Annotated in this window: 23 protein-coding genes and 2 tRNA genes; 10 read left to right on the top strand and 15 right to left on the bottom strand. The window is 29.5% G+C overall.

Going from position 1 to position 26,293, the window contains the following annotated elements; genetic code table 11:
• Positions 1–54 precede the first annotated feature (54 nt).
• From leuB to Q0T35_RS09030, 5 genes are all read right to left on the bottom strand, one after another.
• Positions 55–1,125: a 3-isopropylmalate dehydrogenase gene (leuB, locus tag Q0T35_RS09050; RefSeq protein ID WP_295812562.1), complete on the bottom strand. Its 1,071-nt coding sequence runs from the start codon at positions 1,123–1,125 to the stop codon at positions 55–57.
• An 82-nt stretch (positions 1,126–1,207) separates the two neighbouring features.
• Entirely contained in the window at positions 1,208–2,719 is a 1,512-nt protein-coding gene (locus Q0T35_RS09045) for an alpha-isopropylmalate synthase regulatory domain-containing protein (RefSeq protein WP_295842678.1), read from the bottom strand.
• A 75-nt stretch (positions 2,720–2,794) separates the two neighbouring features.
• Entirely contained in the window at positions 2,795–3,391 is a 597-nt protein-coding gene (gene leuD, locus Q0T35_RS09040; protein ID WP_295842675.1) for a 3-isopropylmalate dehydratase small subunit, read from the bottom strand.
• A gap of 16 nt (positions 3,392–3,407) precedes the next feature.
• Positions 3,408–4,802 carry a 3-isopropylmalate dehydratase large subunit gene (leuC, locus tag Q0T35_RS09035; RefSeq protein ID WP_295842673.1) on the bottom strand — a complete coding sequence of 465 codons (1,395 nt, stop codon included), beginning with the start codon at positions 4,800–4,802 and terminating at the stop codon, positions 3,408–3,410.
• 37 nt (positions 4,803–4,839) lie between these two features.
• Positions 4,840–6,336, bottom strand: a complete 1,497-nt coding sequence (locus Q0T35_RS09030) for a 2-isopropylmalate synthase (protein WP_295842718.1) — start codon at positions 6,334–6,336, stop codon at positions 4,840–4,842.
• Positions 6,337–8,440: 2,104 nt separating this feature from the next.
• Here Q0T35_RS09030 and Q0T35_RS09025 point away from each other — a divergent pair.
• Positions 8,441–9,145 carry a hypothetical protein gene (locus tag Q0T35_RS09025; protein WP_293918218.1) on the top strand — a complete coding sequence of 235 codons (705 nt, stop codon included), beginning with the start codon at positions 8,441–8,443 and terminating at the stop codon, positions 9,143–9,145.
• Here the strand turns inward: Q0T35_RS09025 and Q0T35_RS09020 are convergent.
• Positions 9,142–10,590 (bottom strand): ATP-binding cassette domain-containing protein, encoded by a 1,449-nt coding sequence (locus Q0T35_RS09020; protein WP_295842670.1) that lies wholly within the window; start codon positions 10,588–10,590, stop codon positions 9,142–9,144. The two genes, Q0T35_RS09025 and Q0T35_RS09020, sit on opposite strands and share 4 nt — an antisense overlap.
• A 207-nt stretch (positions 10,591–10,797) precedes the next feature.
• On the opposite strand from Q0T35_RS09020, the gene Q0T35_RS09015 reads away from it, so the two are divergent.
• From Q0T35_RS09015 to Q0T35_RS09000, 4 genes are all read left to right on the top strand, one after another.
• The gene (locus Q0T35_RS09015; protein ID WP_295842667.1) at positions 10,798–11,769 is read left to right on the top strand and encodes a polyprenyl synthetase family protein; all 972 of its coding nucleotides are present in this window, start codon (positions 10,798–10,800) and stop codon (positions 11,767–11,769) included.
• A 5-nt stretch (positions 11,770–11,774) separates the two neighbouring features.
• Positions 11,775–12,773: a GSCFA domain-containing protein gene (locus Q0T35_RS09010; RefSeq protein ID WP_293918212.1), complete on the top strand. Its 999-nt coding sequence runs from the start codon at positions 11,775–11,777 to the stop codon at positions 12,771–12,773.
• Between the two features lie 40 nt (positions 12,774–12,813).
• Positions 12,814–13,584, top strand: coding sequence for a TatD family hydrolase (locus tag Q0T35_RS09005; RefSeq protein ID WP_293918210.1), 771 nt, complete (start codon positions 12,814–12,816; stop codon positions 13,582–13,584).
• Between the two features lie 62 nt (positions 13,585–13,646).
• Positions 13,647–14,597, top strand: coding sequence for an acyltransferase family protein (locus Q0T35_RS09000; protein WP_293918208.1), 951 nt, complete (start codon positions 13,647–13,649; stop codon positions 14,595–14,597).
• 133 nt (positions 14,598–14,730) lie between these two features.
• Here the strand turns inward: Q0T35_RS09000 and rpmA are convergent, their stop codons facing one another.
• Positions 14,731–15,000, bottom strand: a complete 270-nt coding sequence (rpmA, locus tag Q0T35_RS08995) for a 50S ribosomal protein L27 (RefSeq protein WP_293918206.1) — start codon at positions 14,998–15,000, stop codon at positions 14,731–14,733.
• A 20-nt stretch (positions 15,001–15,020) separates the two neighbouring features.
• Positions 15,021–15,398: a 50S ribosomal protein L21 gene (gene rplU / locus Q0T35_RS08990; RefSeq protein ID WP_293918204.1), complete on the bottom strand. Its 378-nt coding sequence runs from the start codon at positions 15,396–15,398 to the stop codon at positions 15,021–15,023.
• A gap of 161 nt (positions 15,399–15,559) precedes the next feature.
• Between rplU and fmt the strand changes: the two genes are divergently transcribed.
• The 3 genes from fmt (at position 15,560) to Q0T35_RS08975 (ending at position 18,315) form a co-directional block, all read left to right on the top strand.
• Entirely contained in the window at positions 15,560–16,522 is a 963-nt protein-coding gene (gene fmt / locus Q0T35_RS08985; RefSeq protein WP_293918202.1) for a methionyl-tRNA formyltransferase, read from the top strand.
• A gap of 8 nt (positions 16,523–16,530) precedes the next feature.
• A complete protein-coding gene (locus Q0T35_RS08980; protein WP_293918200.1) occupies positions 16,531–17,340 on the top strand; it encodes a Cof-type HAD-IIB family hydrolase in 810 nt (269 codons plus the stop codon).
• A 204-nt stretch (positions 17,341–17,544) separates the two neighbouring features.
• Entirely contained in the window at positions 17,545–18,315 is a 771-nt protein-coding gene (locus tag Q0T35_RS08975; RefSeq protein ID WP_293918198.1) for a hypothetical protein, read from the top strand.
• A 49-nt stretch (positions 18,316–18,364) separates the two neighbouring features.
• On the opposite strand, the gene Q0T35_RS08970 is transcribed toward Q0T35_RS08975, so the two are convergent.
• The 4 genes from Q0T35_RS08970 to Q0T35_RS08955 all read right to left on the bottom strand — a co-directional run bounded on the left by Q0T35_RS08970 (position 18,365) and on the right by Q0T35_RS08955 (position 23,542).
• Positions 18,365–20,137, bottom strand: a complete 1,773-nt coding sequence (locus Q0T35_RS08970; RefSeq protein ID WP_293918196.1) for a mechanosensitive ion channel family protein — start codon at positions 20,135–20,137, stop codon at positions 18,365–18,367.
• 248 nt (positions 20,138–20,385) lie between these two features.
• A complete protein-coding gene (locus Q0T35_RS08965) occupies positions 20,386–21,168 on the bottom strand; it encodes a (Fe-S)-binding protein (protein ID WP_293918194.1) in 783 nt (260 codons plus the stop codon).
• 34 nt (positions 21,169–21,202) lie between these two features.
• The gene (locus Q0T35_RS08960) at positions 21,203–22,522 is read right to left on the bottom strand and encodes a (Fe-S)-binding protein (RefSeq protein WP_295842664.1); all 1,320 of its coding nucleotides are present in this window, start codon (positions 22,520–22,522) and stop codon (positions 21,203–21,205) included.
• A 45-nt stretch (positions 22,523–22,567) separates the two neighbouring features.
• Positions 22,568–23,542, bottom strand: a complete 975-nt coding sequence (locus Q0T35_RS08955) for an MlaD family protein (RefSeq protein WP_293918190.1) — start codon at positions 23,540–23,542, stop codon at positions 22,568–22,570.
• A 276-nt stretch (positions 23,543–23,818) separates the two neighbouring features.
• On the opposite strand from Q0T35_RS08955, the gene Q0T35_RS08950 reads away from it, so the two are divergent.
• Both Q0T35_RS08950 and Q0T35_RS08945 read left to right on the top strand, forming a co-directional pair.
• Positions 23,819–23,891 (top strand) — tRNA-Gly (locus Q0T35_RS08950).
• A 32-nt stretch (positions 23,892–23,923) separates the two neighbouring features.
• A tRNA-Leu gene (locus tag Q0T35_RS08945) sits at positions 23,924–24,007 on the top strand.
• A 216-nt stretch (positions 24,008–24,223) separates the two neighbouring features.
• Here Q0T35_RS08945 and Q0T35_RS08940 read toward each other — a convergent pair.
• The 3 genes from Q0T35_RS08940 to Q0T35_RS08930 form a co-directional block, all read right to left on the bottom strand.
• Positions 24,224–24,514, bottom strand: coding sequence for a hypothetical protein (locus tag Q0T35_RS08940; RefSeq protein WP_295842661.1), 291 nt, complete (start codon positions 24,512–24,514; stop codon positions 24,224–24,226).
• 732 nt (positions 24,515–25,246) lie between these two features.
• Positions 25,247–25,597, bottom strand: coding sequence for a DUF1493 family protein (locus tag Q0T35_RS08935; RefSeq protein WP_295842659.1), 351 nt, complete (start codon positions 25,595–25,597; stop codon positions 25,247–25,249).
• Between the two features lie 18 nt (positions 25,598–25,615).
• The gene (locus Q0T35_RS08930; protein ID WP_295842657.1) at positions 25,616–25,834 is read right to left on the bottom strand and encodes a hypothetical protein; all 219 of its coding nucleotides are present in this window, start codon (positions 25,832–25,834) and stop codon (positions 25,616–25,618) included.
• Between the last annotated feature and the right edge of the window lie 459 nt (positions 25,835–26,293).

Raw genomic sequence — 26,293 nt, 5'->3', positions numbered from 1 at the left:
TAAAATAATAAGATTGAATATAAAAAGAACTCCTTTGTAAAGAAGTCCTTTTTATTATGAATTTTGGATATAATTAACAATCCATTTTCCAACTTCAGTGGTTGAATAAGCTTTTCCCTCGAAAGCGATATCTTCTGTTACAATTTTTTGTTCCATAGAAGCATCTACCGCTTTTCTAATCAAAGCACCTTCCTTTTTTAAATCAAAAGCATATTCGAACATCAAGGCAGCGGAAAGTATGGTAGCAAGTGGATTTGCTATATTTTTCCCTGCTGCTTGTGGGTAAGAGCCATGTATAGGCTCGAAAACAGAAGTATGAATGCCGATTGAGGCTGAAGGTAACATTCCCAGAGATCCTGTAATAACGGAAGCCTCATCTGTTAAAATATCTCCAAATAGGTTTTCAGTTACCAATACATCAAAACGTTTCGGCCATTGAATAATTTGCATTGCAGCATTATCAACAAACATGTATTCAGTTTCAATATCTGGAAATTCTTTTTCAATCTCCTGAGAAACTTGCCTCCATAGACGAGATGAGCAAAGCACATTTGCTTTATCAACTATAGTAAGTTTTTTATTTCGCTGTCCAGCTAATTTATAGGCTAATCTAACTATTCTTTCAATTTCCTCTCTAGTATAAACGCAAGTATCATAAGCGGTATTTCCGTCTTCACTTCTTCCTTGAGGTCGTCCAAAATATAAACCTCCCGTTAATTCTCTGACACACATAAAATCTGCACCTTCAACTAAGTCAGGTCGTAAAGGGGATTTATGTATTAGTGAAGGAAACGTATTGATAGGACGAAGGTTTGCATATAAACCAAGATCTTTTCTCATTTTCAATAATCCTTGTTCCGGACGAACTTTGGCAGAAGGATTATTGTCATATTTTGGATCTCCGATTGCCCCAAAAAGAACAGCGTCTGAATTCATACAAAGTTCATGAGTCTCCTGCGGATAAGGATTTCCAGTTTTGTCAATTGCAATTGCTCCTACTAACGCTTCTTTATAGGCAAGCTCATGATTAAATTTGGCACATATAGCTTTAGTTACATCTAAAGCCTGAGCAATAATCTCAGGGCCAATTCCATCTCCCGGTAATACGGCTATATTTAATTTCATTTTATATATTCTTTTATTTATTTTTTTCTAGTATAATATGTTTTTTAAAATGTTGAAACAATTATTTTTTACAAAATTAATTTCAATGTAAATTTTCAATAATGTTCAACATTTTTTCTGTTGCTTTAATGGCAGCTTCGGTTTGGTCAGCGTCTAATCCTCTGGTTTTAAATTCATAGTTATTGAGCTTCCAAGATATAACGGTTTGAACTAAAGCATCTGTTTGCCCTCCGGGAGGAATAATTACTTTGTAATTAGTAAGAATGGGTTTGGCTTTATTTAATTTTTCATATATAAGGCTGATCGCCTCGGAAAAAGCGTCATACTGTCCATCTCCAGATGCAGTTTGTTCATATGTTTTACCATCTATTTCCATTCTTATAGAGGCGGTTGGGTGCAGACCTTTACTTAAAACTAATGCATACGAAAGAATTTTTACTTTCTTTTCATTTTCATTCGTATTTAAAACATCGGATATGATAAAGGGGAGGTCTTCCTGTGTAATAATCTCTTTTCTATCTCCTAATTCAATCACGCGATTGGTCACCTTGATCATATCTTTTTCATCGAGTTCTATGCCTAAAGCCTCTATATTTTTTTTAATGTTAGCTTTTCCTGATAATTTACCTAAAGCATATTCTCTGATACGACCGAATCTATTCGGATGAAGATCATTGTAATAAAGATTGTTTTTATTGTCTCCGTCAGCATGAATTCCTGCAGTTTGTGTAAAAACATTTTCGCCTATTACTGGTTGGTTAGAAGAAATATTTTGTCCCGAATAAGTCTCTACTACGCGACTTACTTTATTTAACATAAATTCTTTAACGGAGGTCTTTATTTTCATCTGATCATGAAGAACAGCAATTACGCTAGGTAAGGGTGCATTTCCTGCTCTTTCTCCTAATCCATTCATGGTTACATGAATACCATGGATTCCTGAATCTACAGCAGCCATTACATTAGCCACAGCTAAGTCATAATCATTGTGAGCATGAAAATCAAAATGAATATCGGGATAACGATTTACTATTTCAGTACAAAAAAGTTTCGTGTTATTTGGATTTAGTATTCCTAAGGTATCAGGAAGCATAAAACGTTTAATGGGAAGACTTTTAAGATTATCGAGCATAAAAAATACGTAATCTTTTGAATGGATCATTCCATTAGACCAATCTTCAAGATATATATTAATGGATATATTCATAGATTGCGCTAGTAAAATATCATGCTTAATATCCTCTAAATGTTGCTGAGGAGTTTTACGTAATTGCTCTGTTACATGTTTTAGCGAGCCTTTAGTTAGTAAATTTATTATTTTACACCCGGAATCTTTTATCCAACGTAAAGAGGCTCCTTTATCTACAAATCCTAATATTTCCAATTTTTCCAAGTTTCCGGAGCTTTCTGCCCAAGAAGCTATTTTTTTAACGGTCAGAAACTCTCCTTCAGAAACTTTGGCAGAAGCAATTTCCAATCGGTTTATTCCCATGTCTATGAGTAGACGGGCAACGCTTAACTTCTCCTGCATTGAAAATGAAACTCCGGAAGTTTGCTCTCCGTCACGGAGAGTGGTATCCATAATTTCTATCATACTATTTTTTTTATTAATGAAACATGATTGACCAGTTGGAAATATTACTTTAATCTACGAATGATAAAATCGTAATTAATATTGAAAAATACGTTTTTTTTCATACTCTTCGATTTTATCTTTTTTTGATAGTAGATAATCAATATCGTCAAGTCCTTGAATAAGACATTCTTTTTTGTAAGAATTTATGTCAAAAATTTCAGTTTTTCCCGTTTTATTATTTGTGATAGATTGCTTTTCAAGATCTATCGTAATAGTATTTTTTTGGTCCGAATGGATGCTTTCAAAAAGATCCGATAAAAACTCCGGGCTAACTACTACTGGAAGTAAGCCGTTGTTTAGAGAGTTGTTCTTAAAAATATCTGCAAAATAGCTGGAAACAACCGCACGAAATCCATAACCTGATACAGCCCAAGCAGCATGTTCTCTACTTGATCCGCTTCCGAAATTTTTTCCTGCTACTAAAATTGTACCACTGTAGGTAGAATTATTTAATACAAAATCTGGTTTTGGATTTCCACTTTTATCATATCTCCAATCTGCGAATAAGTTATCACCGAATCCTTCTTTATTCGTTGCTTTTAAGAATCGTGCCGGTATTATTTGGTCTGTATCCACATTTTCTATTGGAAGTGGAATGTATGTTGATGTTATCGTTTTAAATTTTTCCATGTTGTTTTTTATAGAATTAGTTTAATTTTCTAGGATCGGTTATTTTTCCGGTTACAGCCGCGGCTGCAGCTACCAATGGACTGGCTAAAATAGTTCTGGCGCCTGGTCCTTGTCTTCCTTCAAAATTTCTATTAGTGGTAGAAACCGCATATTTTCCTGCTGGAACTTTGTCATCATTCATAGCAAGGCATGCAGAACAACCGGGTTGACGTATTTCGAACCCTGCTTCTTCTAAAATTTCATATAACCCTTCATCGATAAGTTGTTGAGCAACTCGATGACTTCCGGGAACTAACCATGCTGTAACATTTTCTGCTTTTTTCTTACCCTTAACAAAATTTGCAAAAGTTCTAAAATCTTCAATTCTTCCATTAGTGCAACTTCCTATAAACACATAGTCTATAGGCTTTCCTTCCATTTTTTCTCCTGGATTGAAGCCCATATAATTCAATGATTTTATAAAAGAAATTTTACCTGTTTCATCCAACCCTTCTAATGTTGGTATAGATCCGGTTATTGAAACCCCCATACCTGGATTGGTCCCGTAAGTAACCATAGGTTCAATTTTAGAAGCGTCAAATGTATATTCTTTATCGAATTTAGCTCCTTCATCTGTTTTTAGAGTTTTCCAATATTCGATAGCTTCATTCCATTTATCTCCTTTAGGAGCAAAGTCTTTACCTTTAAGATATTCGAATGTTGTTTCATCAGGAGCAATTAACCCTCCACGTGCTCCCATTTCGATGCTTAAATTACAAAGGGTCATTCTTTGTTCCATGTTTAGATTTCGAATTGCTTCACCCGCATATTCAACAAAATATCCGGTAGCTCCTCCCGTAGTAAGGGTTGAAATCATAAATAATGCTAAATCTTTAGCGGTAACTCCGTCACTTAAAGATCCATTAAAGTTAATTCTCATGGTTTTAGGTCTACTTTGAAGAATACATTGAGTAGCTAATACCATTTCAACTTCACTGGTTCCTATTCCAAAAGCAATAGCTCCAAAAGCACCATGAGTAGAAGTATGGCTATCTCCACAAACTATAGTCATACCCGGTTGGGTATATCCATTTTCCGGTCCGATGATATGAACTACTCCATTTCTTTCGTTTCCAAGTGCATATAATGTAAGTCCAAATTCTTCTGCATTTTTAGAAAGTGTATCTAATTGTTTTTTGGATATAGGGTCTTTTACCGGCTGATCTTGATTGCAGGTTGGTGTATTATGGTCAGCAGTAAGTGTGGTTTGTTCTGGTCTGAAAACCTTTAATCCTCTTTCTCTTAGTCCGTTGAAGGCTTGAGGGCTGGTAACTTCATGGCAAAAATGCCTATCTATATATAATTGGGTAGGCCCATCTTGTATAGAAGTAACCGTATGAGCATCCCAAATTTTGTCAAAAAGTGTTTTCATGGTATATTCTCTTTTTTAATTGGTTTAATTATAAATGTTAAACGGTAAATTTATTTATAGCGTCAATATAGGCTTCCACAGAAGCAGTAACAATATCTGTATTTGCTGCAAAGCCATAATAGTTTTTGCCATTATATTCTACTTGCATATGTACTTTCCCTAAATCATCGCTTCCTTTATTAATAGCTTGAATTAAAAATTCATGAATAGTCATTTGTTTTTTGAGTATTTCTTTAACTGTATTGATAGCTGCGTCGACAGGACCGTTTCCGAAGGAAGTAGAGGTGAATTTTTCTCCGGCAATATCTAAGGTAACAATCGCTGCATTTATAACGCCTTTACCAGATGTAACTTGTAGAAAATCCAATTTAATACGATTGCTTTCATTCGGTTCTTTTCCAACAAGAATTAATAGGTCATCGTCGTTAATATCTTTCTTTTTGTCAGCTAATTCTAAAAATCGTTCATAGATAGTGGTTAATTCATTTGATTCAACTTTAATTCCCAATAAGTTTAATCTGTTTTTAAGAGCATGGCGTCCACTACGGGCTGTTAAAACGATTGCGTTGTCATCAATACCTACTTCTTTAGGGTCTATAATTTCATAGGTTGAAAGGTTTTTCAATACGCCGTCCTGATGTATTCCAGAGGAATGAGCAAATGCATTTCTTCCAACAATTGCCTTATTGGGTTGGATAGGCATATTCATTAAGCTGGAAACCATTTTACTTACAGGATATAATTTTTTGGTATTAATACTTGTCTCTATAGCTAATTCCTTGTGGCTTTTAATTGCCATAACAACTTCTTCTAGAGAAGTATTTCCTGCACGTTCACCAATTCCATTCATGGTAACTTCCACTTGTCTAGCCCCATTTATAACTCCCATAAGAGAATTGGCAGTTGCCATTCCTAAATCTTGATGACAATGTGTAGATAAAATGGCGTTTTTCATATCCACATGTTCCATCAGATATTTTATCTTTTCTCCATATTCCGTAGGAAGGCAATAACCGGTAGTATCAGGGATATTTATTACTGTTGCTCCTGCATTTATAACTGCCTGAACCACTTTGGCTAAATATTCATTGTCTGTTCTTCCGGCATCTTCAGCATAGAATTCTACGTCTTCAACAAATTTTTTAGCATAGGCGGTTGCTGCAACAGCTCTTTTGATTATTTCCTCTCGAGTAGAATTAAATTTATATTTAATATGGTAATCGGAAGTTCCAATTCCTGTATGTATTCTTTTTTTCTTCGCATATTTAAGAGCATCGGCTGCTACTTCTATGTCTTTTTCTACAGCGCGAGTTAGAGCGCAGATGGTTGGTCTTGTTACTGCTTTGGAAATGGCTTCTACTGAGCTAAAATCTCCAGGGCTTGAAATCGGGAAACCGGCTTCAATAACATCTACTCCTAATTCTTCTAATGCTTTAGCAACTTCTATTTTTTCAATTGTATTTAACTGACACCCGGGTACCTGTTCTCCATCCCGTAAAGTAGTGTCGAAAATGAATAATTTATCCATCTTTATATCGTTTTCTTTTGTGATTAATAAACAATAAAAAGCCTTTCCCCTTGGAGTGAGAAAGGCTTTTTATATTTTGTATAATTTACAACATAAGCGTTACTCACTCTGAGTTTTACCCAGAATCAGAATAATGCTAATTATGTTAGTAAACAATGACATTCGTTTTATTAATTATAATTGGCCGCTAAATTATGATAATTTTTCTAAATACCAAAATAAATAGGGTAAAAAAATATTTTAGTTTTAATTTAAATTCAAAAAAATATTCTAAAAATAATACATAAAGGATAATTATTGCTATGTGATTGTTAATTGTTAAAAAAAACGTGTTTTTGTTTCAAATTTTTTTAAGAATTTAATAGAATTTAAAATAATGTTAAATAAATATTGCTTAAATCCCAATGTTTAGTTGAATTAACTTTTTTTAAATACCTTTTATTTAGATACTTTCGGTTATTTTTTGCTAAAAATTGTTATTTATTCTTTTACTAGGTGATTACTTAGTATTATATAACATTGATGTTAAAGAGGATTTATTACAAATGTCAATCTGTATTTAAAAAATTAGATAAAACAACCCTATAGAAATTTTCCTCATTTTATGTGTATAAGCAGTCCACACGTGATTATTACTTTACGCAATCTTTGAATATTGGTTTTTGCATTTAACTAGTTAAAGCATGATTATAAGGATTACCTAATCTAAGAAACAACAGCTAAAAATAAGTTATTATAGGTTTTGCTTCGTTGCTTTTATTGTTCATATTTTCTTTTGATATTTTAAACAGGAGTAAGCATTTCTGTATTTTTGATGTACTTTTTGTTTTTTATCAAAATATTCGAAATTAGAGTATGTCTTATCTCCAAATAAGACTATGTTGAAAATTTAATCATCTCCATGTTTGTTTAAAGACAGTCAGGTCATTATCCTCTTCATAGGTAAAAGTGATATTTCCCGAAAAGGGAACTATATTGATTCTTTTGTAGGCCAAAGCATGAAGTTTTAAACCAGCAATATCCTTAAGCTGTTATTTTTTTGCTACTTTGCTTTCTCTATTCCGTCTTGCACAAATGATAACAGGCATTGAGTCAATTAACGATATATTAAAATCAAAATCTTGCGTTCTGAATAATGTAATCACTCTCTTAGAAATTATATTTTATGCATTCAATTTGGCGATTAATCTTAGGCTAAATATATAATAGAATAGCAGTAAAGGAAAACAGAAAGAAAGATACTTGTATTTTTGATAAGGAAATACTTCTGATAATACTCTGCAAATAGGCAAATAGTCATTATTTCCTGATTGGTAAAAGATACTATTGTACCTTTAATAGCAATATTTTAGCTCTGAATCGTATGAATCACAGGTATATATATAAATTATTTATCAGTTTAAGCTCTTCTTCTTGGGAATCATAATTAAAGAATAGTGTGGTAATATTCCTTTAAACTAATGATTTTTTAGATGATTGACCAAGTGTGTGATGTGTTTATTTTGTTGATAATTAATATTTTGGATAAATAGCGATCTGCGTCAACTACTGATTGGTTTTATTTTATAGTTTTAAATAATTGAAAATATTCTATATTAATTGAAAATATCCTATATTAATTTAGATTGTAATTTGTAAGTTTGTATTTTATATGTTAAAATTAATTATGAAAAAAATTTGTTTATTTATTTATTTTATTATTTTAATTGAAGTTATACTTAAGTTTTTAAATTATTTTAATAATAAAATTCTTATCGTGTCGACTTTTTATATTAATTATCAAGATGGGTTTATTAGAAGAGGATTGTTTGGAAGTATTTTACATTTCTTCTCAAAATATACATTTATAAATCCATTTAAATTTCAAATAATTTTTTTTCTTATTGTAATAGTTGTTTTGTTTTATTTGATTATAAGAGGATTTTATAAACATAAAATCGAATTTTATATATTATTTGGGAGTTTTATGCTTTTGAATGTTATAGCATTTAATATGTTTTTTTTCATAGATATATTTTTTATAGTATTTTTTGTTTTGCAAATGTATGTTATAAACAAGATTGACAATATTAATACTAAACTTATTGTGATTAACTTGATGAGTATTTTTATGATTCTTAATCACGAAGCATACTTTATCTTTACTTTTTTTCCGATACTCTATTTACTTAATGTAAATAGTTTTAGTGTAGAGAATGTAAGAAAGATAGTTTTATTATCTCCTTCATTTATTGTATTTTTATTAATGGGACTGTATTTTAATGGTCGTGGCGTGGATACAAATGTTATTATTGATAGTTGGAAGGGTTTCGGAGGAGAATATTTAGATCAAATAAGCAAATTATATTGGACATTTAATTCTACTGATGAAGTCGTTATATGGAAAATCTCTATTTTTAAGAATAATCCAATTTACCTTGTAGGTTTTTTTATTAATCTAGTATTAATTTTCTTATGTATGTTGATTTATTTGAATAATAATTTTAAATCAAATTCAAAATATATTTTCACATTTCTATTATTTCAATATTTTGCTATTATCTTAATATCCTTAATAGCAATTGATTATGTTAGGTGGTTCTGGCTTGCCAATATAATAACTATATTCACTTTACTTAATGTAAATTCCAATATGGGTTTTTTAAAACAAATTAATATTAATATTTCTAATAGGATTTGTTATATTAATAGATTCATAATATTATTTATTGGTTTACCATTAGGGGGGAGCTGGTCACCTATTCAATTTATATATACAATGCCGATAAAACATTTTTTTGATTTTGGGAATAGGGTTTTGTCTTTATTCGCTTAGTTGGAATGTTTAGTTAAAATAAGTTCATGATTTATACTTGTTGGTATTTCGTTTTTCTGATGGGTAACATAAATTAATGATTTATGGGAATCACAGAATTCTTCGATAATTCGTAATACGTGAGATTTATTGCCCATGTCTAATCCATGTAAGGGTTCATCGAGAATTACAAGAGATGGATTTTTCACAAAAACGCGTGCTAAGAGTACTAGACGCTGCTCTCCGGTTGATACAGTAAGAAAAGATACGTTTTTTAACTTTTCTATGTGTAAAGCCTCCATCCATTGTATAGATATTTTTTTTTGTTCGTTGTTACATTTTCTATATAGTCCAATGGTATCAAAAAAACCTGAGCTAATTACTTCAAGACAGCTTATATTTTTTTTATAATATAGATGCATTTCCGGAGAAACATATCCAATATGTTTTTTTATATCCCAGATACTTTCTCCTGTTCCTCGTTTTTTATCGAATAAAATTATATCATTGGCATAAGCTTGAGGATTGTCGGCTGCTATTACACTTAATAAAGTAGATTTTCCAGATCCGTTAGGTCCGGATAATAGCCATTTTTCACCTTTTACAACTTTCCAAGATAAATCTTTTAGAATTGTCCTATTTCCATAACGGATGTTTATATGGTTTAATAATAGTGCATTTTTGTAATTGTTTTGATTGTTTTGGTTTTCAAAGTTTGGAAGAAACTTTTTATCATTTAAACTTATAGTGAATAAAGTATTTTGTAATTTTTTGTCGGTTAAAAAATCATTTATACTTAGACTATCTAATATTTCTTTGTTTTTAATAGGTAAGATATGCGTAATAATAGGGGAGATATCATAAAGATCCGAAATAAGAAGTACTATTTGTACATTTTTTAGATTTTTTAGATTTTGAAAAACCTCTTCTAAAACTTGTCTTGCTTGAATATCCAATCCAATAAATGGATTATCCAAAATTAATATTCTGGGTTGGGTAGACAAAGTTTGTATAATTAAAAATTTCCTTAGCTCTCCACTGGAAAGAAGATCTATATTCTTTTCAATTAAATCTTCAATTCTGAATGTTTCGATTAAATATTTTATCCATTTTAAGTCAGCATTTTTAAACAAAATATCTTTTACTTTTGGTGTATCGTCATTTAATCCGATATTCCATCTTTGTTGATAATAACTATCTTGAGTTTTGGTAAATGAATAAATATTTCGAAAAGCGACCACTTTAATGTAATTACTTAAGCAAGTCTTTTTTTCTTTATAAATAATCTTTCCTTCTTTTAAAGCATATTTTCCGAATAAAATATCGATAAGTAGGGATTTGCCTGATCCGTTGGGACCAATAATTGCCCAATGTTGCGAGGAGTTAATTTTCCAGTTGATTGGTTGGGAGAATCTTACAGTTTCATTTTGCGGAATTATATTTTCTAATTTTAGTAATGTATCCATTTTTATTGTTTAAAAATTTGTGAAAACTAAATGTAATAAAATTTAAACACTTCTTTTTTTCAATACTATTTATATGTAATAACTAGTAACTAAAAAAAATATGATTAGTGTCAAATGTAAAACTTTGATAATAAATTTGTTTACAAGGATAGGAAGAATGTTTTACAAAACCTTATCTTTGTATAAAGATATAGAAAATATGAAATAATGCCTTTCTTAGATAAATATAAATTAATTGTTACAGATGCCATTGAGAACTATAAGCTAACTAATTCTCCTCACCAATTATACGATCCTATCAATTATATTTTAGCATTGGGAGGGAAGCATCTACGCCCTATCATATTATTAATGTCTTGTGATCTATTTGATGGAGATATTGAAAGGGCGATAAAGCCTGCTTTAGGAATAGAATATTTTCACAATTTTTCCTTAATGCATGACGATATTATGGATAAAGCCTCTTTACGTAGAGGTAAAAAAACAGTTCACGTAAAGTATGATGAGAATACCGCCATACTTTCAGGTGACGCTTTATTGGTAAAATCATTTCAAATGTATGAAGACCTTGATTCTCACTTATTTAAAAAATGTTTTACCCTATTTTCTCAAACGGCACTAGAAGTTTGTGAAGGACAGCAATATGATATGAATTTTGAAAAGCAACAAGAGGTATCTTATGATGAGTATATCGATATGATAACTAAAAAGACCGCTGTTCTGTGTGCTTGCGCATTGGAGATGGGAGCTTTATTGGCTGAAGCTGGGGTTGAAGATTCGAAAAATATGTATGAATTTGGTCGTCATTTAGGAATTGCATTTCAGTTAATGGATGATTATTTAGATGTATTTGGAAAACAAGAAACTATAGGTAAAAAACATGCCGGCGATATTGATGAAAATAAAAAAACTATTTTATACATATTAGCCAAACAAAAGGCTAATGAAAATCAAAAAAGAAAATTAAATCATTGGTATGCTGTTATAGAAGCAAGTCAGGATAAGACCAACGAAGTTTTGACTATTTTTAAAGAATTGGATGTTGCTACCTCTTGTATGGAATTAATAAAACACTATTCTGATCAGGCAAAAAATTATTTAGAAATGGTTAAGGCAGATACAAATAAGAAAAAGATGTTTTATGAATTAATAGATTATTTATTAGTGAGGGATAATTAGTACGTATGATATTTAGAACAGAATTGCCATATAATCCTAATAATTCGATTAAGATTGATTACAAAAGTAAAATATTTACTATAGGTTCTTGTTTTGCTACTGAAATTTCCAATAAGCTTTCAGAATATAAGTTTTCGGTGATGCATAACCCTTTTGGAGTTATATTTCATCCCTTAGCCATAGAAAACGCAATCATGAGGATTTTTTCTCAAGAAGAATATCAGGCTTCAGAGCTGTTTAAATACGAAGAATTATATTTAAGTTGGGATCATCATTCCTCTTTTAGTGATATATCTAAAGAGAAGGTTCTAAATACTATTAATCAAAATATACATCAAGCCAACAGTTTTCTACAAGAAACAGACATGGTTATAATTACTCTTGGAACCTCATTTGTATATAAATTAACTCAATTTGATATAATAGTTGCCAATTGTCATAAAATACCAAATTCAAATTTTTCTAAAATATTATTAGCAGAGCATCAAATAAAAACTTCTCTTAAAAATATTATAGAAATGTTGACAGAAATGGGTAAAAAAGAAATGAAAATTTTTTTTACCTTAAGTCCTGTAAGACATATAAAAGATGGAATTATTGAAAATAATAAGAGTAAGTCAAAATTATTATGTGCTATTCATTCAGTAGTTGAATCGTACGATAATTGTGAATATTTTCCTTCCTATGAATTTATGATGGACGACTTAAGAGATTATCGCTTTTATAAGGAAGATATGATTCATCCGAACGACCTAGCTATTAAATATATTTGGGAAAAATTTAAGACAGCTCATATATCATCTAAAGATTACACTACTATGCAAATGGTAAAAAAAGTAAATACTTCTTTACAACATAAAATTCAAAATAAACATACGATAGCATATAAGAAGTTTTTGTATAGTATTTTAAAACATATTAAAGATTTGGAGCCGTTTCTGCCCCCTATGGCTTTTAAAGAAGAATTTCAGGAATTAAGAAATAGAATGAATGAATCTTATTAAATCCTAGTAATAATTTTATAACATTAAAAAGATAAAAGGAATGATACTAATAGACACCCATACTCATATATATTCTGAAAAGTTTGATCATGACAGGGATAAAGTTATCCAAAGAGCTATGGATATAGGAGTGCAACGTTTTTACCTTCCATCTATAAATTCTTCATATTATAATAAAATGGAAGATCTTAAAAATAAATATCCTGAAAATATGTTTTTAATGATCGGCCTTCATCCATGCGATGTGAAATCAGAAACATACGAACACGAATTAGCTTTTGTAGAAAATAAGTTATTGGAAGAAAAATTTGCAGCTGTTGGAGAAATCGGTTTAGATCTATATTGGGATACTACTACATTGGAATTGCAAAAATATGCTTTTATTAAACAAATAAATTTAGCTAAGAAATTTAAGCTGCCTATAATAATTCATATAAGAGATGCTTTTAAAGAAGCATTGGAAATTCTTGAAAAAGAGAAGGATTCGGATTTATATGGGATAGTACATTGTTTTAGTGGAAACTTAGAGCAAGCAAAACAATTTATAGATTTGGGGTTTTATTTAGGTATAGGTGGAGTAGTTACTTTTAAGAATGGAAAAATTGATAAATTTTTGAAAGAAATTCCTCTAGAAAATATAGTTTTGGAAACTGATTCCCCTTATTTAGCACCTACACCGTTTCGAGGAAAAAGAAATGAATCATCGTATTTAAAAGTAATTGCAGATAAAATTTCAGATATCTATGAGCTCATGCCTGATGAAGTAGGTAAAATTACTTCAGAAAATGCAAGAAGAATTTTTAATCTATAAAATAAAATTTAAGATGAAATAATATCATATAGTATTATTCATAATATTTAAATATAACGGTTATGCAAAGAAATATGCTCTTTGATTCTTTGAAATTCGGTTTAATATATTTAATGGTTTTTGGTCATACTTTACAATATAATTCCGGAAGTATTAAAGATGCTATTTATGGGTTTATATATTCATTTCATATGCCTTTATTTATATTTGTTTCCGGATATTTTTCAAAAAATATAAATTTGGGAAAATATAAAAAATCATTTATATCACTTATAATTACGTTTACAATATTCCAATTTATTTATTCTTTTCCCTTATTGTTTTTAGATTTTAAAGAATGGCTTATCTTTTTCGCTAAACCTAAAGGATGGTATATTATCGGATTATTAGTATGGCGTCTTCTATTCCTTTTAGCTAAAGATAAATTTTCTAAATACAGTTTGCTAAGTTTGTCTTTTATTTTTCCTCTTTGTATAGGATTCTTCGATTATGAAATACCTTTGTTCAGAATATTTACTTTTTTTCCCTATTTTCTTTTAGGTGCTTATTGTAGAGAATCAACAATTTTTAAAATAAGAGATATAAATAAAATTTATACAATAGGTTTCTTAATTATATTCTTTATTTGCATGTATTTCTTTGTTAATAGAGAATTCATAGTCTCTCTTTTTGGAGAAGCCCCTTATATTGAACAAGATTCTTCCAGGATTACAGGACTCTTATATAGGATTTTAGCGTATTTTTTAGCAATAGTAGTTTCTATTGGAGTTATCAATTTAGTTCCTGATACCATTGGCAAGTATGGTTCGAAAACGTTAGAAATATATTTGATGCATCACATTTTTTTATATTTATTATATGTGGCATTGTTTCCTTTTTTACATTTTCATCCTGGCATAGTATCAAATTTTGGTATTTCCGCACTCATTATTATATTGTGTCTATATTTAAGTATGTTTAAAGTTGTTAAAATCATTATGGCTCCATTAGACTATTTGAATAAAATAAAATAACAGTAATAAAAAATTAAAGTAAAAAGCCTGTTTTGAACAAGTTTTTATAGATCAGTATTAAAAGACTATTAAAATAGAAATAAAAAAAATCCGGTCTAGACCGGATTTCATATTTTTACATAAATCGTTATATTTATGCCTGAGCTTCACTACTAGGTTGTATGGAAACATAGGAACGATTATTTTGTTTTTTTCTAAAAACTACTATTCCATCTGTTAGAGCAAACAAAGTATGATCTTTACCCATTCCAACATTATCACCTGGGTGATGAGTTGTTCCTCTTTGTCTAACTAAGATGTTACCTGCTTTGGCGTCTTGACCACCGAAAATCTTTACTCCTAATCTTTTGGAATGTGATTCTCTACCGTTTTTGGAGCTACCAACTCCTTTCTTGTGTGCCATGCTTTAATTTCTTTATTAAATTAATCTTCTGCTTTTGCTTCTGTTTCTTTTTTAGGAGCTGCTTTTTTTGCCGCTTTTTTAGGTGCTTCCAACCCGCCAATAGATACAATTTGTATTTGAGTAAATTGTTGTCTATGACCGTTTTTCACTTTATATCCTTTTCTTCTTTTCTTTTTAAAGACAATTACTTTGTCTCCTTTTACTTGATCTAAGACTTTAGCGACTACTGTCACTCCATTAATAACTGGGGCGCCAACTGTTACAGAACCGTTATCGGTAAGCAATACTTTGTCGAAAGTTACTTCGTCATCAATATTAGCTTTCAAACGGTTTACGAACAATTTTTGGTCTTGCTCAACTTTGTATTGAAGCCCTGCTATCTCTACAATTGCGTACATAAAATATTCGTTTTTGGTTTGCAAATATAGTGAATTTTTTAATATCGAAAATGTATTCTTATTGTAAAATATAAAAAGATAAAAAATGAGAAACATATTAATAAAAGAAAAATTACAATGTTTACCTTTGTATTATATACAAATTTATACGCATATTTTACATGACAAAAAAAGCATTAAGAATAGTCTATATGGGAACTCCGGAGTTTGCAGTAGCTCCATTAGAAGAAATTATAAAGTCCGGATATGAAGTGGTAGGAGTAGTAACAACCCCGGATAAGCCAGCTGGAAGAGGACAAAAAATAGCAGAATCCTCTGTTAAAAAATATGCATTGAGTCATGATTTACCTCTATTTCAACCGGTAAAAATGAAAGATCCTGAATTTGTAAGCCAACTTCAAAAGCTGAATCCCGATGTAATAGTAATTGTTGCTTTTCGTTTGTTACCTAAAGAAGTGTGGTCCCTACCTAAACTAGGAACTTTTAATTTGCATGCTTCTTTATTGCCTCAGTACAGAGGAGCATCACCTATAAATTTTGCTATAATTAATGGGGATAAAGTGTCTGGAGTAACAACATTTTTTATAGATGATAAGATTGATACCGGTGAAATTTTATTACAGGCCAAAACTGAAATTAATGATTCTGATGATGCAGGAATTCTACATGATAAATTGAAAATACTTGGAAAACACTTAGTAGTAAAAACCTTAGATGGATTAGCAGAAGGGATTTTAAAACCTCAAAAACAAATTCTTAAAGAAGATGTAGAATACAAATATGCTCCTAAAATATTTAAAAATGATTGTCAAATACGGTGGGAAGAACCTTTAGAAAAAATACATAATTTAATAAGAGGCTTAAGTCCTTATCCTACTGCTTTTACTCATTTACTAATTAATGGAGAATCAAAAATTTTAAAAATATATAAAGGACATTATAAAATTGAAAAGCATATCTTAGAAATTGGAACTGTAATTATAGAAGGGAAAAAGATACTTAAAATCGCAGCATCTGATGGGTTCTATTTTTTAAATGAAGTGCAGTTAGAAGGAAAGAAAAGAATGAGGATTTCAGATTTTATCAATGGACTAACAATAAAACATAATTTAAAAGTTAACTAAGTTATTATATGGATTACAGTAAGTTAAAATTAGTGGTAACAGATATGGATGGCACCTTGCTTCATTCAGACCATACATTAAATAAGGAGTTCTTTACAATTTATGAAAAGCTGAAAAGATTGGATATAAAATTTGCTGTAGCTAGTGGAAGACAATATTACAGTCTTTTAGGTGATTTTGAAAGTATTAAAGATGAAATATATTTCATTGCGGAAAATGGAGGGAATGTGGTACATGATGAAAAACAATTATTTGTTCATAAACTTGATCAAGAGGTAATTAATGAAGTAGCACAATTAATTTTACCCTTACCGGATACACAGATGCTTTTATGTGGGGTAAACAGTGCATACATTGAAGAAGGTCATTATGAATTTGAAAAGCAAATAGCTCCCTATTATCCTAAAAGAAAAATTATTGCGGATTTTCAAAAAAAACTTAATGATCAGATTGTAAAAATTGCCATATATAATTCTGATAGTTCCGAAGAAAATATTTTACCACTTGTTGAACATCTCAGTGAAAATTATCAAGTAGTAATATCGGGGAAAAATTGGTTGGATATATCTGTTAACAATGCCAATAAGGGGTTTGCATTAAAAGAAATTCAAGAAATATTAAAAATATCTAAAGATGAAACTATGGCTTTTGGGGATTATTTAAATGATTTAGGTATGTTTAATGAAAGTTATTTTAGTTATGCAATGAAAAATGCTCATCCCAAATTGAAAGAAATCGCAAAATTTGAAGCAGACACTAATGATGAAGATGGGGTATTAAAGGTATTAAAGGAAGTGATTGCGCAAAGAGGATTATAAATAACTAAAGATTGCACGTTATTTATTGGTATTTTATATAAATACTGTTATAATTAATAATAATTATAATTGGTGAAAAAATAAAAATATTACCTAAATATAATTAAAATAAAGGAAATTTTCCTATATCGTGTTAATAAGGATACTGTTTAAAGATTAGGATTATACTCAATTATTTTTTTTAAGAATTTAAATAAAAACAAAATGAAAAGAAAAATATTTACCTTATTAATAATTGTTTCGTACATAGTAAAAGCAGCTAATTTAGAAGTTGGATACACTGCAGTTTCAAATACTATTTTGGAACAAGAACCAACGTTAGAATCAGTTCTTCATAACTATTATATTGCTGTAGCCGGAAGTAAAGAAAAATTAGAACAGCTTACTTCCTTAGTTTCTAAAGGGGAAATGTCTATTAAGGATGTTCCTAATAAAGTGAGTTTTGAAATTAAATACAAAACACCTAATAAGTATATATCTAAATTTTTATTTATGGGAAAAACCACGATAACTGGTTTTGATGGAAAAAACCTATTTTACAATATGAGTGCTGTTGACTATGAAGATCAATTAAGAGAAAGACTACTACCATTAAAAGGAATATCAGAGTTATATTATACCTCTGACAATGCCGTATTTGATGGTAAGGAAATGTTAGCTGGTAAGGAAGTTTATAAGATAATAGTTACAGATAATTTTGTAAAACACGTTGTTTATTTCGATCTTAAAACAGGTTTCAAAGTAAAGGAGGATATAATAGAGTGTATTGAAGTGAATGAAGTAGTGAATGAAGTAGTGATGACAAAAGAGTATTCAGATTATAAAAATTTTAATGGATATAAATTACCCACTAAGATTACCACAAATATTATCCGAAAAACAGATACGAAAACCTATACTTTTCCTGAAATTCAAGAAACCATTACTAAGTATAAAATAAATCCTAAATTAAACGATTCAGAATTCAAACTTTAATTTTAAATAAAAGGCCTTTTTAAGGCCTTTTATTATAATATTAGTTAAATTAATCATTAGTTTTCTTTTTATATTGCGGTGGCATGACAGTTTCATTGCCATCTCGCTCTGCATAAAAATGTGGAGACAAAATTTCAATTCCTTCTTCATGGAACCTATCAATAATATTTTTATGAAGATTTGAATAAACTTTAGGCATAGCCAAATCGCAATCTGTGTAAGCATTAATTTGATAGCAGCAATAAAAATCTTCTAACTCTTTAATTAAAACAAAGGGAGAAGGATTTTTCATTACCCCCTCAGTATTTGTTGCAGCTTCAATAAGTAAATCCTCCACTTTTTTTCGAGGAATATCATAACCTACTGTAATATCTGAATAAATGATAATTCCATAGTTTCTTGCTGAAGTGCTATAATTGACTGTTTGAGAGGAAAGTATAAATGAATTAGGTATTGTAATTAATTCATTTTTAGATGTTCTGATACGTGTTACAAAAGGCGTTTTTTCAACTACATTTCCAACCGTATCATTTAATTTAATTTGATCTCCTATTTTAAAGGCACGCATATAGGTGATAACTAATCCGGACATTAAATTTCCAATTACAGTAGTTGAACCTAAAGATATGATAAGTCCAATAAACACAGATATTCCTTGAAAGGCGGGAGAATTGGAATTAGGAAGTAGAGGCCATATCATTATAAACATAAAAGAATAAAGTAAAAAGCGAAGGATATTGAAGGTTGAGTAAGCCCAATCCGAATAAAAGCCTTTTATTTTAATTCTTTCTTCGAATATTTCTCCTGCAAAATATTTTAAGATTTTAATAATATATTTGAAAATAAGGTATATAAAAATAATTTTTACAAGATTTGGTATGTAATGTATAATTGTATTTCCCATGTCTTTGGCCATGTTGCTCACAAAATTGAAAATATAATACACATATTTTTCTGTTTCAGGAAAAATTGAAAAAATAATAAATAAAGATATAATTAATTGGATAATGATAAATGAATATTTAATTACCTTCGTTACGGAAACCAATAACACTTCCTGTCGATCATTTGTTAGGAATTTATTAGCTTTGAATTTTTCATTAATTAATTTTTTTAAATAATTTTTAATTTTATTAAATAATTTTTGAGTAAAATAAATAGCAATTATTTGAATAATAATAACTAAAAATAAAATTAAGAATGATTTAATTTTTTGCTGAAGTCCGTATTTTGAATGGAGTTCAGAAATTTTTTTAGAAATAATTGAGGTATACTTTTTAGCAAGATCTTGTCGAGATAAATTTTGCCATAATCCATCCTGATCCGACAAAGTAATTATAACTTTATCACCTGACATTATATCGGTTACATATTCGGTTTCATAGGTATAAATAGAGTCTGGTTTAAGTTTTAATTTTTTTCCTTCTGCTAGTATTACTTCCTGTACTTTACTTGCGCGGTCAGCAGGCATAACTCCCCCTCTTCTTGCATATAGATAAAATAATGTATCTCTATCGATAACAACAGGAAATCCTTTGGTAGTTGCTCGTAGTGAATCTATTCGCTTTTTCTGTAATGCTTTTTTTAAGGAATCCGTTTTACCCATATTTTTCTTTTCAGTGAGTAGGGCAATTTGACTCAATTTTAATTCTTGGACTTGCATTTTTAATTCCTGAATTTTAAGAGAGTCTCTTTTTCCTTGAGATAGGAGAGTGTCTTCGCATTCACTGTTATTTTCACTAGTATTTTGAGCGTAGGCACCCAAAGTTGTAGTTAAATAGAGCAGTATTAAGAAGAATATATTTTGATTTGTTTTTTTCATCATATGTGAATTTATACTTCGTTAAGTGTAAGTAATTATTATTTAATGAACATGTGTGATATAAAATAAAAAGATTTAATATTTTAGAGTTTTATTCTATATAAATAGGATAAAATTATTTAATTGTTTGTATTTTTATTTTATAACAAATAAACTAATAAAATTTTAAAATAAAAAAAATATTTATAGATAAAAGAATCACATTCATAAATACTACCCCAAATAAGTTATGTGTATTATTTAAACTTTTACAACCAGTTTTCATTAAGTAATTCGGCTAAATCTTTAACATATATTTCAGAGCTTTTATTTTTAGTCTGTATCCCATCTGCGAGCATGGTATTGCAGAATGGGCATCCTGTAGCAATAATATCGGGATTAAGTTGTAAGGCCTCTTCTGTTCTCTCAATATTAATATCTTTAGAACCTCGTTCAGGTTCTTTAAACATTTGTGCACCTCCGGCACCACAGCAAAAGCCATTTTGTTTACAACGTTTCATTTCTAATAAATTTGCTTCAAGTTGGGCTAATAATTTTCGCGGAGCTTCATACTCATCATTGGCCCTTCCTAAATAACAAGGATCATGAAAAGTTATTTTCTTCCCCTTAAAGATTCCTCCTTTTACTTTTATTTTACCTTCATTTAGTAAAGATTGTAAAAATTGTGTATGATGTAACACTTCATAATTACCTCCTAATTGTGGATATTCATTCTTTAAAGTATTAAAACAATGAGGACAGGCAGTCACTATTTTTTTTATTTGATAAGAATTTAAAATTTCTATATTCATCATTGCCTGCATTTGAAAAAGAAACTCGTTACCTGCTCTTTTTGCAGGATCCCCTGTACAACCTTCTTCCTGACCTAATATGGCGAATTCCACGTTAGCTTTTTGCAGTAAAGAAGCGAAAGATCTCGTTATTTTTTTAGCTCTTTCATCAAAACTACCGGCACATCCCACCCAAAATAATATTTCCGGGGATTTGCCTTCTTCCTTAAATTCCGCCATTGTTTTTATGGGTCGTTCCATGATGTGGTTTATTTTCTAAAAATAAATAAAAAAATTACTCTTTAGTCCAATTTGCTCTATCACTTTGACTAAATTGCCAAGGTGCATTATTATTTTCTATATTATTCATCATAATATTCAATTCATTAGGTGCATCCGTTTTTTCCATAACTAAATATCTTCTCATATCAATAATAATGGAAAGAGGATCAATGAGAAGCGGACAAGCTTCTACACAGGCATTACAAGTAGTACAGGCCCAAAGTTCTTCTGTAGAGATATAGTCTCCTAAAAGTTGTTTACCGTCCTCCAAAAAATGTCCGTTTTTATCAATGTTTCTTCCTATTTCATCTATACGATCACGTACATCCATCATAATTTTCCTAGGAGAAAGTTTTTTTCCGGTTAAATTTGCCGGACAATTTGAAGTGCACCGTCCACATTCAGTACATGTATAAGCATTTAACAATTGAACCCATGATAAATCTGTTGCATCACTAACTCCAAATTTTTCTGGAATGGTATCATCCGCTTCAGCACTGTATGGATCCGTATTCGGGGCTATTAATAATTTTACTTCTTTAGATACGGATTCCAGATTATTCAACTGTCCTTTTTTATGAAGGGAAGCAAAATAAGTATTGGGAAAAGCCAATATAATATGCAAATGTTTTGAAAAATAAAGATAGTTTAAAAAAAATAATACTCCTATATAATGAAACCACCAAGTGGATTTTTGCCATATGAATAAGCTTTCTTTAGAAAAGGAAGAAAATAATTGCTCAAAAATATAAGTACTTATCGGGAAAAATCCACAAGAGTACTCGATTCCCATTCTTTGAAGGGTTGAATCGGATGCATTCATAATAAGTAATGAAAGCATCATTAAAAATTCTATAGCTAAAATGAGGTTTCCGTCCATATGCGGCCAACCTAGTAAATCTTTAGAATTAAGTCTAGAAACTTTAGTTATGTTTCTTCGTATAAAGAAAATGGTAACTGCAATTAATACTAAAAAAGATAATATATCTACCGTACCGGTTACAAAATTGTAAAAAGAGGCAGGTAATATTTTTCCGAAATATCTATGCGTACCTAATATTCCGTCTGCAAATATTTCAATTAATTCAATATTTATAATAATAAAGCCAGAATATACTATAATGTGTAAAAGTCCGGATATAGGACGAATCATCATTTTTCCTTGCCCTATGGCTATTCTTAAAACTAAGAGCCACCTTTGAGCAATATGATCTGAACGATTTTCAGATTTGCCTAATAGAATATTTCTTTTTATTTTAAGAATATTACGAATGAACAATCCAATTCCAACAAAAGCAAGAAGTAAGAATATGATGTTCTGTACGTAATCCATAATTAGCTTATTAACGGATCTTCAAACCCATAACAGAATTTATTGTTAGTTGATCGGCTCTTCTTTTTTTTTGGTTTTATCTTTTCCCCCAAAGATTGAAAAATGTACATATCTTTTTGGATGGGTTTTTAAATCATCCAATAAAACGCTCAAATTTTTAGAAGCTTGAGTTAAATTTGAATATAATCCGGGATCATTCATAAGTTTCCCCATGGTACCTTCTCCAGAATTAATTTTACTTGATATATCATTAAGATTACTTAAAGTGGATTCCAGCTTCTTAACAGCAACATCCAAATCAGTTTTGTTAAGCTTATCGGCCATCATTCCATATTTTTCAACAGTTGAATTAGTAGTAACCAACATCTTGTTCGTATTGTCTATAGCCGTAGTAATTTTAGATGAATTAGTGGCGAGCAATTGATTTGCACCTTTACCTAATTTATTGAATTCAGCTATAGCATTGTTTAAATTAGCTAAAGAAGCTTCTATGTTTTGTCTGTTTTTTTCATTAAGAAGCTTATTAGTAGAGGCCAAGGTAGAGTCTAACCGCATCAATACTGTATTCGCATTGTCACTGATAGGTTTTATCTTTTCTTCAGCGAGATCCATTAAACCGGGAACTAAACTTCCTTTTAGGGTATCACCTGATTTCGCAATTTCTGCTTGATCTTCTGCCAGCACTAAGTTAATTTCTGCTCCATTCATAAAGCTAGTAACAATTTGAGCAACAGAATTTTTAGAAAATTTATAATCTTTGTCTACATTTATGGATACAATGAAACTAATATTTTTTGTTTTGGTTGGGACCGGGGTAATAGATTCGACCATACCTACCTTCAATCCGTTTATATTTACATTTTTGGATTTTGATAAACCTTCAACTTTATTATACTTTATATAATAGGTATTTTGGTTAGTAAAAATGTTTTGTGCTTTTAAAAATTTAAATAACCACCAAAAAGCTATTAAGGTTACAATTATTATTATACCTGCTATAAATTCCTTTCTTGCTTTCACTTTTATATTTTAGAATAACTTTTGACAAATATAAACAATTAATAAAAAAACCATTGTTTTTTTTAAATGAAGATAAATAAAAGAGATAGAAGCAAAAGTTCTCAATGGTTTTTAGGGTTTATGTTATTATAATTTTTCAATTTTAATAAATTGATACTTAATCGTGTAAGTAAATTGATTATGAAAATAGTTTAAAAATTGAAAAAAAAGTTTGCAGAAAAGAAAAATCAATTCTATATTTGCAAACCAAATTACAAGAGAGACGTTAATTGAAGCGCGAAAATAGCTCAGCTGGTAGAGCACGACCTTGCCAAGGTCGGGGTCGCGGGTTCGAGTCCCGTTTTTCGCTCAGGTTTGATAATTAAAATTTAATAATACTAAGCCCCGGTGGTGGAATTGGTAGACACGCAGGACTTAAAATCCTGTGGCCATTAGGCTGTACGGGTTCAAGTCCCGTCTGGGGTACGTTTTTAAAGGCTTAAACATTTGACTGTAAATGATTTAAGCCTTTTTCTTTTTACAATACGCCGACATCAAGCCGAAAAATGAAGTAAAAAGTATTTTTTAGTAAAATTTGTTTGATGTCTTAATTAAAATAATCCCCCAATTATAAAACATAAAAAAGCACCTTAAAAATTTAAAGCGCTTTTATAAATTATTTAAAGGTTGTTTAAACGCTATTTAATTAATATTTAAAGAACTGTCTAAAAATTCAAAGGGTGCATAATCTAACAACTCTCTTTGTATCTCTAGTAAATTAGTTACATCCTCAGGATTTGTGGTTATTAACATATTTTCATCTTTTAAACGCAATATGTTTATACAAATATTTAAAATTGAAGTTTGTAACCTGTATAAGTGCCAATAATTACAAATTTCAAACTCTATAAACTTTTTACCTGTTTTGGAGTTTGTTTTAATCTTTTCTAAATAACAAGGGGGAATACTGTTTTTTGTTGCATTTTTTTGCATAATGTTTTTACTTTAGGAAATATAAACCTGTATAAATTAGGTGTCCTAGCGGTAAAAAATATCGCTTGTAGTCCTTTCGGGTATTGCCACCATGTTATACGGGAAATTTTTTTACTAGTTTTCAAAATGTTTTTACTTTAGAAGTTGTAAAAAGTAATAAAAAGCAAAATTTCTTTTGTTATAATGTTATGTTTTTTATTAAACTTAGTTATTTAAGGTTTTCAATAAATTTGTTGAAAACCTATTAAAGATTGTTTTTGTTTGTTCCACAAAATAGGTAAGTAATTGAAGTAAACTTTTGATTCACTAAATTTGGTGAATCAAAAAAAGGTTGTTTTACATTCAACGAAATAATTACGGGTAATAATGTATTTTTTGATATTATTTTCACTTATTGGCTTACCTTTATATAATTGTTTTGACAACTTTGTCAAATCGTCGTACTATTTAGTAAATTGAGTAGTTCAAGAAAATTATTGAGTTACACGTTTGACAATTTAGTCAAACGAGAAAAATAATTTGCTTAATAATTTCGTTAAGCAAAAGTATTCACGATTGATAAAGTTCTCAGATATAAAAACAAACCGTTCTATAATGTTGTTGAGCGGTGTAATTACTTTATTAAAGAAATAAAATTTATTATTTCACTAAATTGTGAAACCTGAAAAATACCGTACAACAAACTTGGCGAGTGGGGCTTTTTTAACCCTTTTTCACAAACTTATGAAAAAACTATTTTAATATCCCCGTTTTAATAGCCTCTTGTAATTCTGCAATGCTTAAGTCTTTTAATTCAGGTTCTTTAATTGCTTCTTGTGAAAGTATGTTTTTAACTTTGTTAAATATACTTTTAAAAACATCAGTTATTGAGTACGCTTCGGGGTAAAATCTTTCATCAAAATTAAACTTATTACTTACAGCAATATTAAACTCTTTTGTAAAATGTATCAAAAAATCGTCTACATCGTCTCCAACTAAGCCAAAGTCTTTATATAGTTTCATATCAGGTGTAAAAACTATTCTTTTGTCTTTTTTTGATAGTAATTCTTTTTCTAAAAATAATTGTAGTCTGTTATCAATCATAATAATTTGATTATAAAATTACCAATATCCACTACTGCCACCGCCTCCAAAGCTCCCGCCACTACCAAATCCTTTAAAGATTACTTTATTATTTTTCTTATCAAATTCGTAAACTTCTATTAGTAATTGTATTATATCAATGACTATTAAAGCCGCTCCAATATTAGGGATAAGATGCCCAACTCCTCGACCTAAATTTGTTGTAGCCTTTATCTTTCCTTGTATATTACTTGACAATGCAAGTAAATTATTGAAAAAAAATAAAATAAAAAAAGTAGAGAATTTTTCATAAAAATACATTTTAATAGGATTAGTAATTTTTTAATTTTTAATGGTATAAAAGTAGTGATAATATTAAATTAATATTTTAAAATGATAAAACTCACAAATATATGTATTTATAATACTTAACTTATACTGTTTGTTTATTTTTTTTTGTTTATTTTTATTTTTGTTTAATAAATTGTTTTTATGTCGATTAGTTAACTTAATTATATTTATAGATATTTGTTATTCAATGTCAGATTTTAACATAATGTTTATAGTTGAATGATACCTATCGCCAATATCGTTGAAAAATACATTCCATTTTTATAAAAAAGACCAAGGCGGAACAATTTGTTCCGCCTCGGTCTTTAAGAAACTACTAATGTGTAGTAAAATAATTAATAACAGTGTTTAAATTTTAATAAACCT

It is taken from the genome of uncultured Apibacter sp., assembly GCF_946479295.1.
Taxonomy (GTDB): domain Bacteria; phylum Bacteroidota; class Bacteroidia; order Flavobacteriales; family Weeksellaceae; genus Apibacter.
This window is presented reverse-complemented; position numbering and strand designations above follow the sequence as displayed.

What these genes read in the sequence shown, in the direction of transcription:
- rpmA (WP_293918206.1), bottom strand. Translation starts at nt 15,000, where the DNA reads ATGGCACACAAGAAAGGAGTTGGTAGCTCCAAAAACGGTAGAGAATCA.
- leuC (WP_295842673.1), bottom strand. Translation starts at nt 4,802, where the DNA reads ATGAAAACACTTTTTGACAAAATTTGGGATGCTCATACGGTTACTTCT.
- Q0T35_RS09020 (WP_295842670.1), bottom strand. Translation starts at nt 10,590, where the DNA reads ATGGATACATTACTAAAATTAGAAAATATAATTCCGCAAAATGAAACT.
- leuB (WP_295812562.1), bottom strand. Translation starts at nt 1,125, where the DNA reads ATGAAATTAAATATAGCCGTATTACCGGGAGATGGAATTGGCCCTGAG.
- Q0T35_RS09015 (WP_295842667.1), top strand. Translation starts at nt 10,798, where the DNA reads ATGCCTTTCTTAGATAAATATAAATTAATTGTTACAGATGCCATTGAG.
- Q0T35_RS09045 (WP_295842678.1), bottom strand. Translation starts at nt 2,719, where the DNA reads ATGATAGAAATTATGGATACCACTCTCCGTGACGGAGAGCAAACTTCC.
- Q0T35_RS09010 (WP_293918212.1), top strand. Translation starts at nt 11,775, where the DNA reads ATGATATTTAGAACAGAATTGCCATATAATCCTAATAATTCGATTAAG.
- Q0T35_RS09005 (WP_293918210.1), top strand. Translation starts at nt 12,814, where the DNA reads ATGATACTAATAGACACCCATACTCATATATATTCTGAAAAGTTTGAT.
- Q0T35_RS08960 (WP_295842664.1), bottom strand. Translation starts at nt 22,522, where the DNA reads ATGGATTACGTACAGAACATCATATTCTTACTTCTTGCTTTTGTTGGA.
- Q0T35_RS09025 (WP_293918218.1), top strand. Translation starts at nt 8,441, where the DNA reads ATGATTCTTAATCACGAAGCATACTTTATCTTTACTTTTTTTCCGATA.
- fmt (WP_293918202.1), top strand. Translation starts at nt 15,560, where the DNA reads ATGACAAAAAAAGCATTAAGAATAGTCTATATGGGAACTCCGGAGTTT.
- Q0T35_RS08965 (WP_293918194.1), bottom strand. Translation starts at nt 21,168, where the DNA reads ATGGAACGACCCATAAAAACAATGGCGGAATTTAAGGAAGAAGGCAAA.
- Q0T35_RS08940 (WP_295842661.1), bottom strand. Translation starts at nt 24,514, where the DNA reads ATGCAAAAAAATGCAACAAAAAACAGTATTCCCCCTTGTTATTTAGAA.
- Q0T35_RS08980 (WP_293918200.1), top strand. Translation starts at nt 16,531, where the DNA reads ATGGATTACAGTAAGTTAAAATTAGTGGTAACAGATATGGATGGCACC.
- rplU (WP_293918204.1), bottom strand. Translation starts at nt 15,398, where the DNA reads ATGTACGCAATTGTAGAGATAGCAGGGCTTCAATACAAAGTTGAGCAA.
- leuD (WP_295842675.1), bottom strand. Translation starts at nt 3,391, where the DNA reads ATGGAAAAATTTAAAACGATAACATCAACATACATTCCACTTCCAATA.
- Q0T35_RS08935 (WP_295842659.1), bottom strand. Translation starts at nt 25,597, where the DNA reads ATGATTGATAACAGACTACAATTATTTTTAGAAAAAGAATTACTATCA.
- Q0T35_RS08970 (WP_293918196.1), bottom strand. Translation starts at nt 20,137, where the DNA reads ATGAAAAAAACAAATCAAAATATATTCTTCTTAATACTGCTCTATTTA.
- Q0T35_RS08975 (WP_293918198.1), top strand. Translation starts at nt 17,545, where the DNA reads ATGAAAAGAAAAATATTTACCTTATTAATAATTGTTTCGTACATAGTA.
- Q0T35_RS09000 (WP_293918208.1), top strand. Translation starts at nt 13,647, where the DNA reads ATGCAAAGAAATATGCTCTTTGATTCTTTGAAATTCGGTTTAATATAT.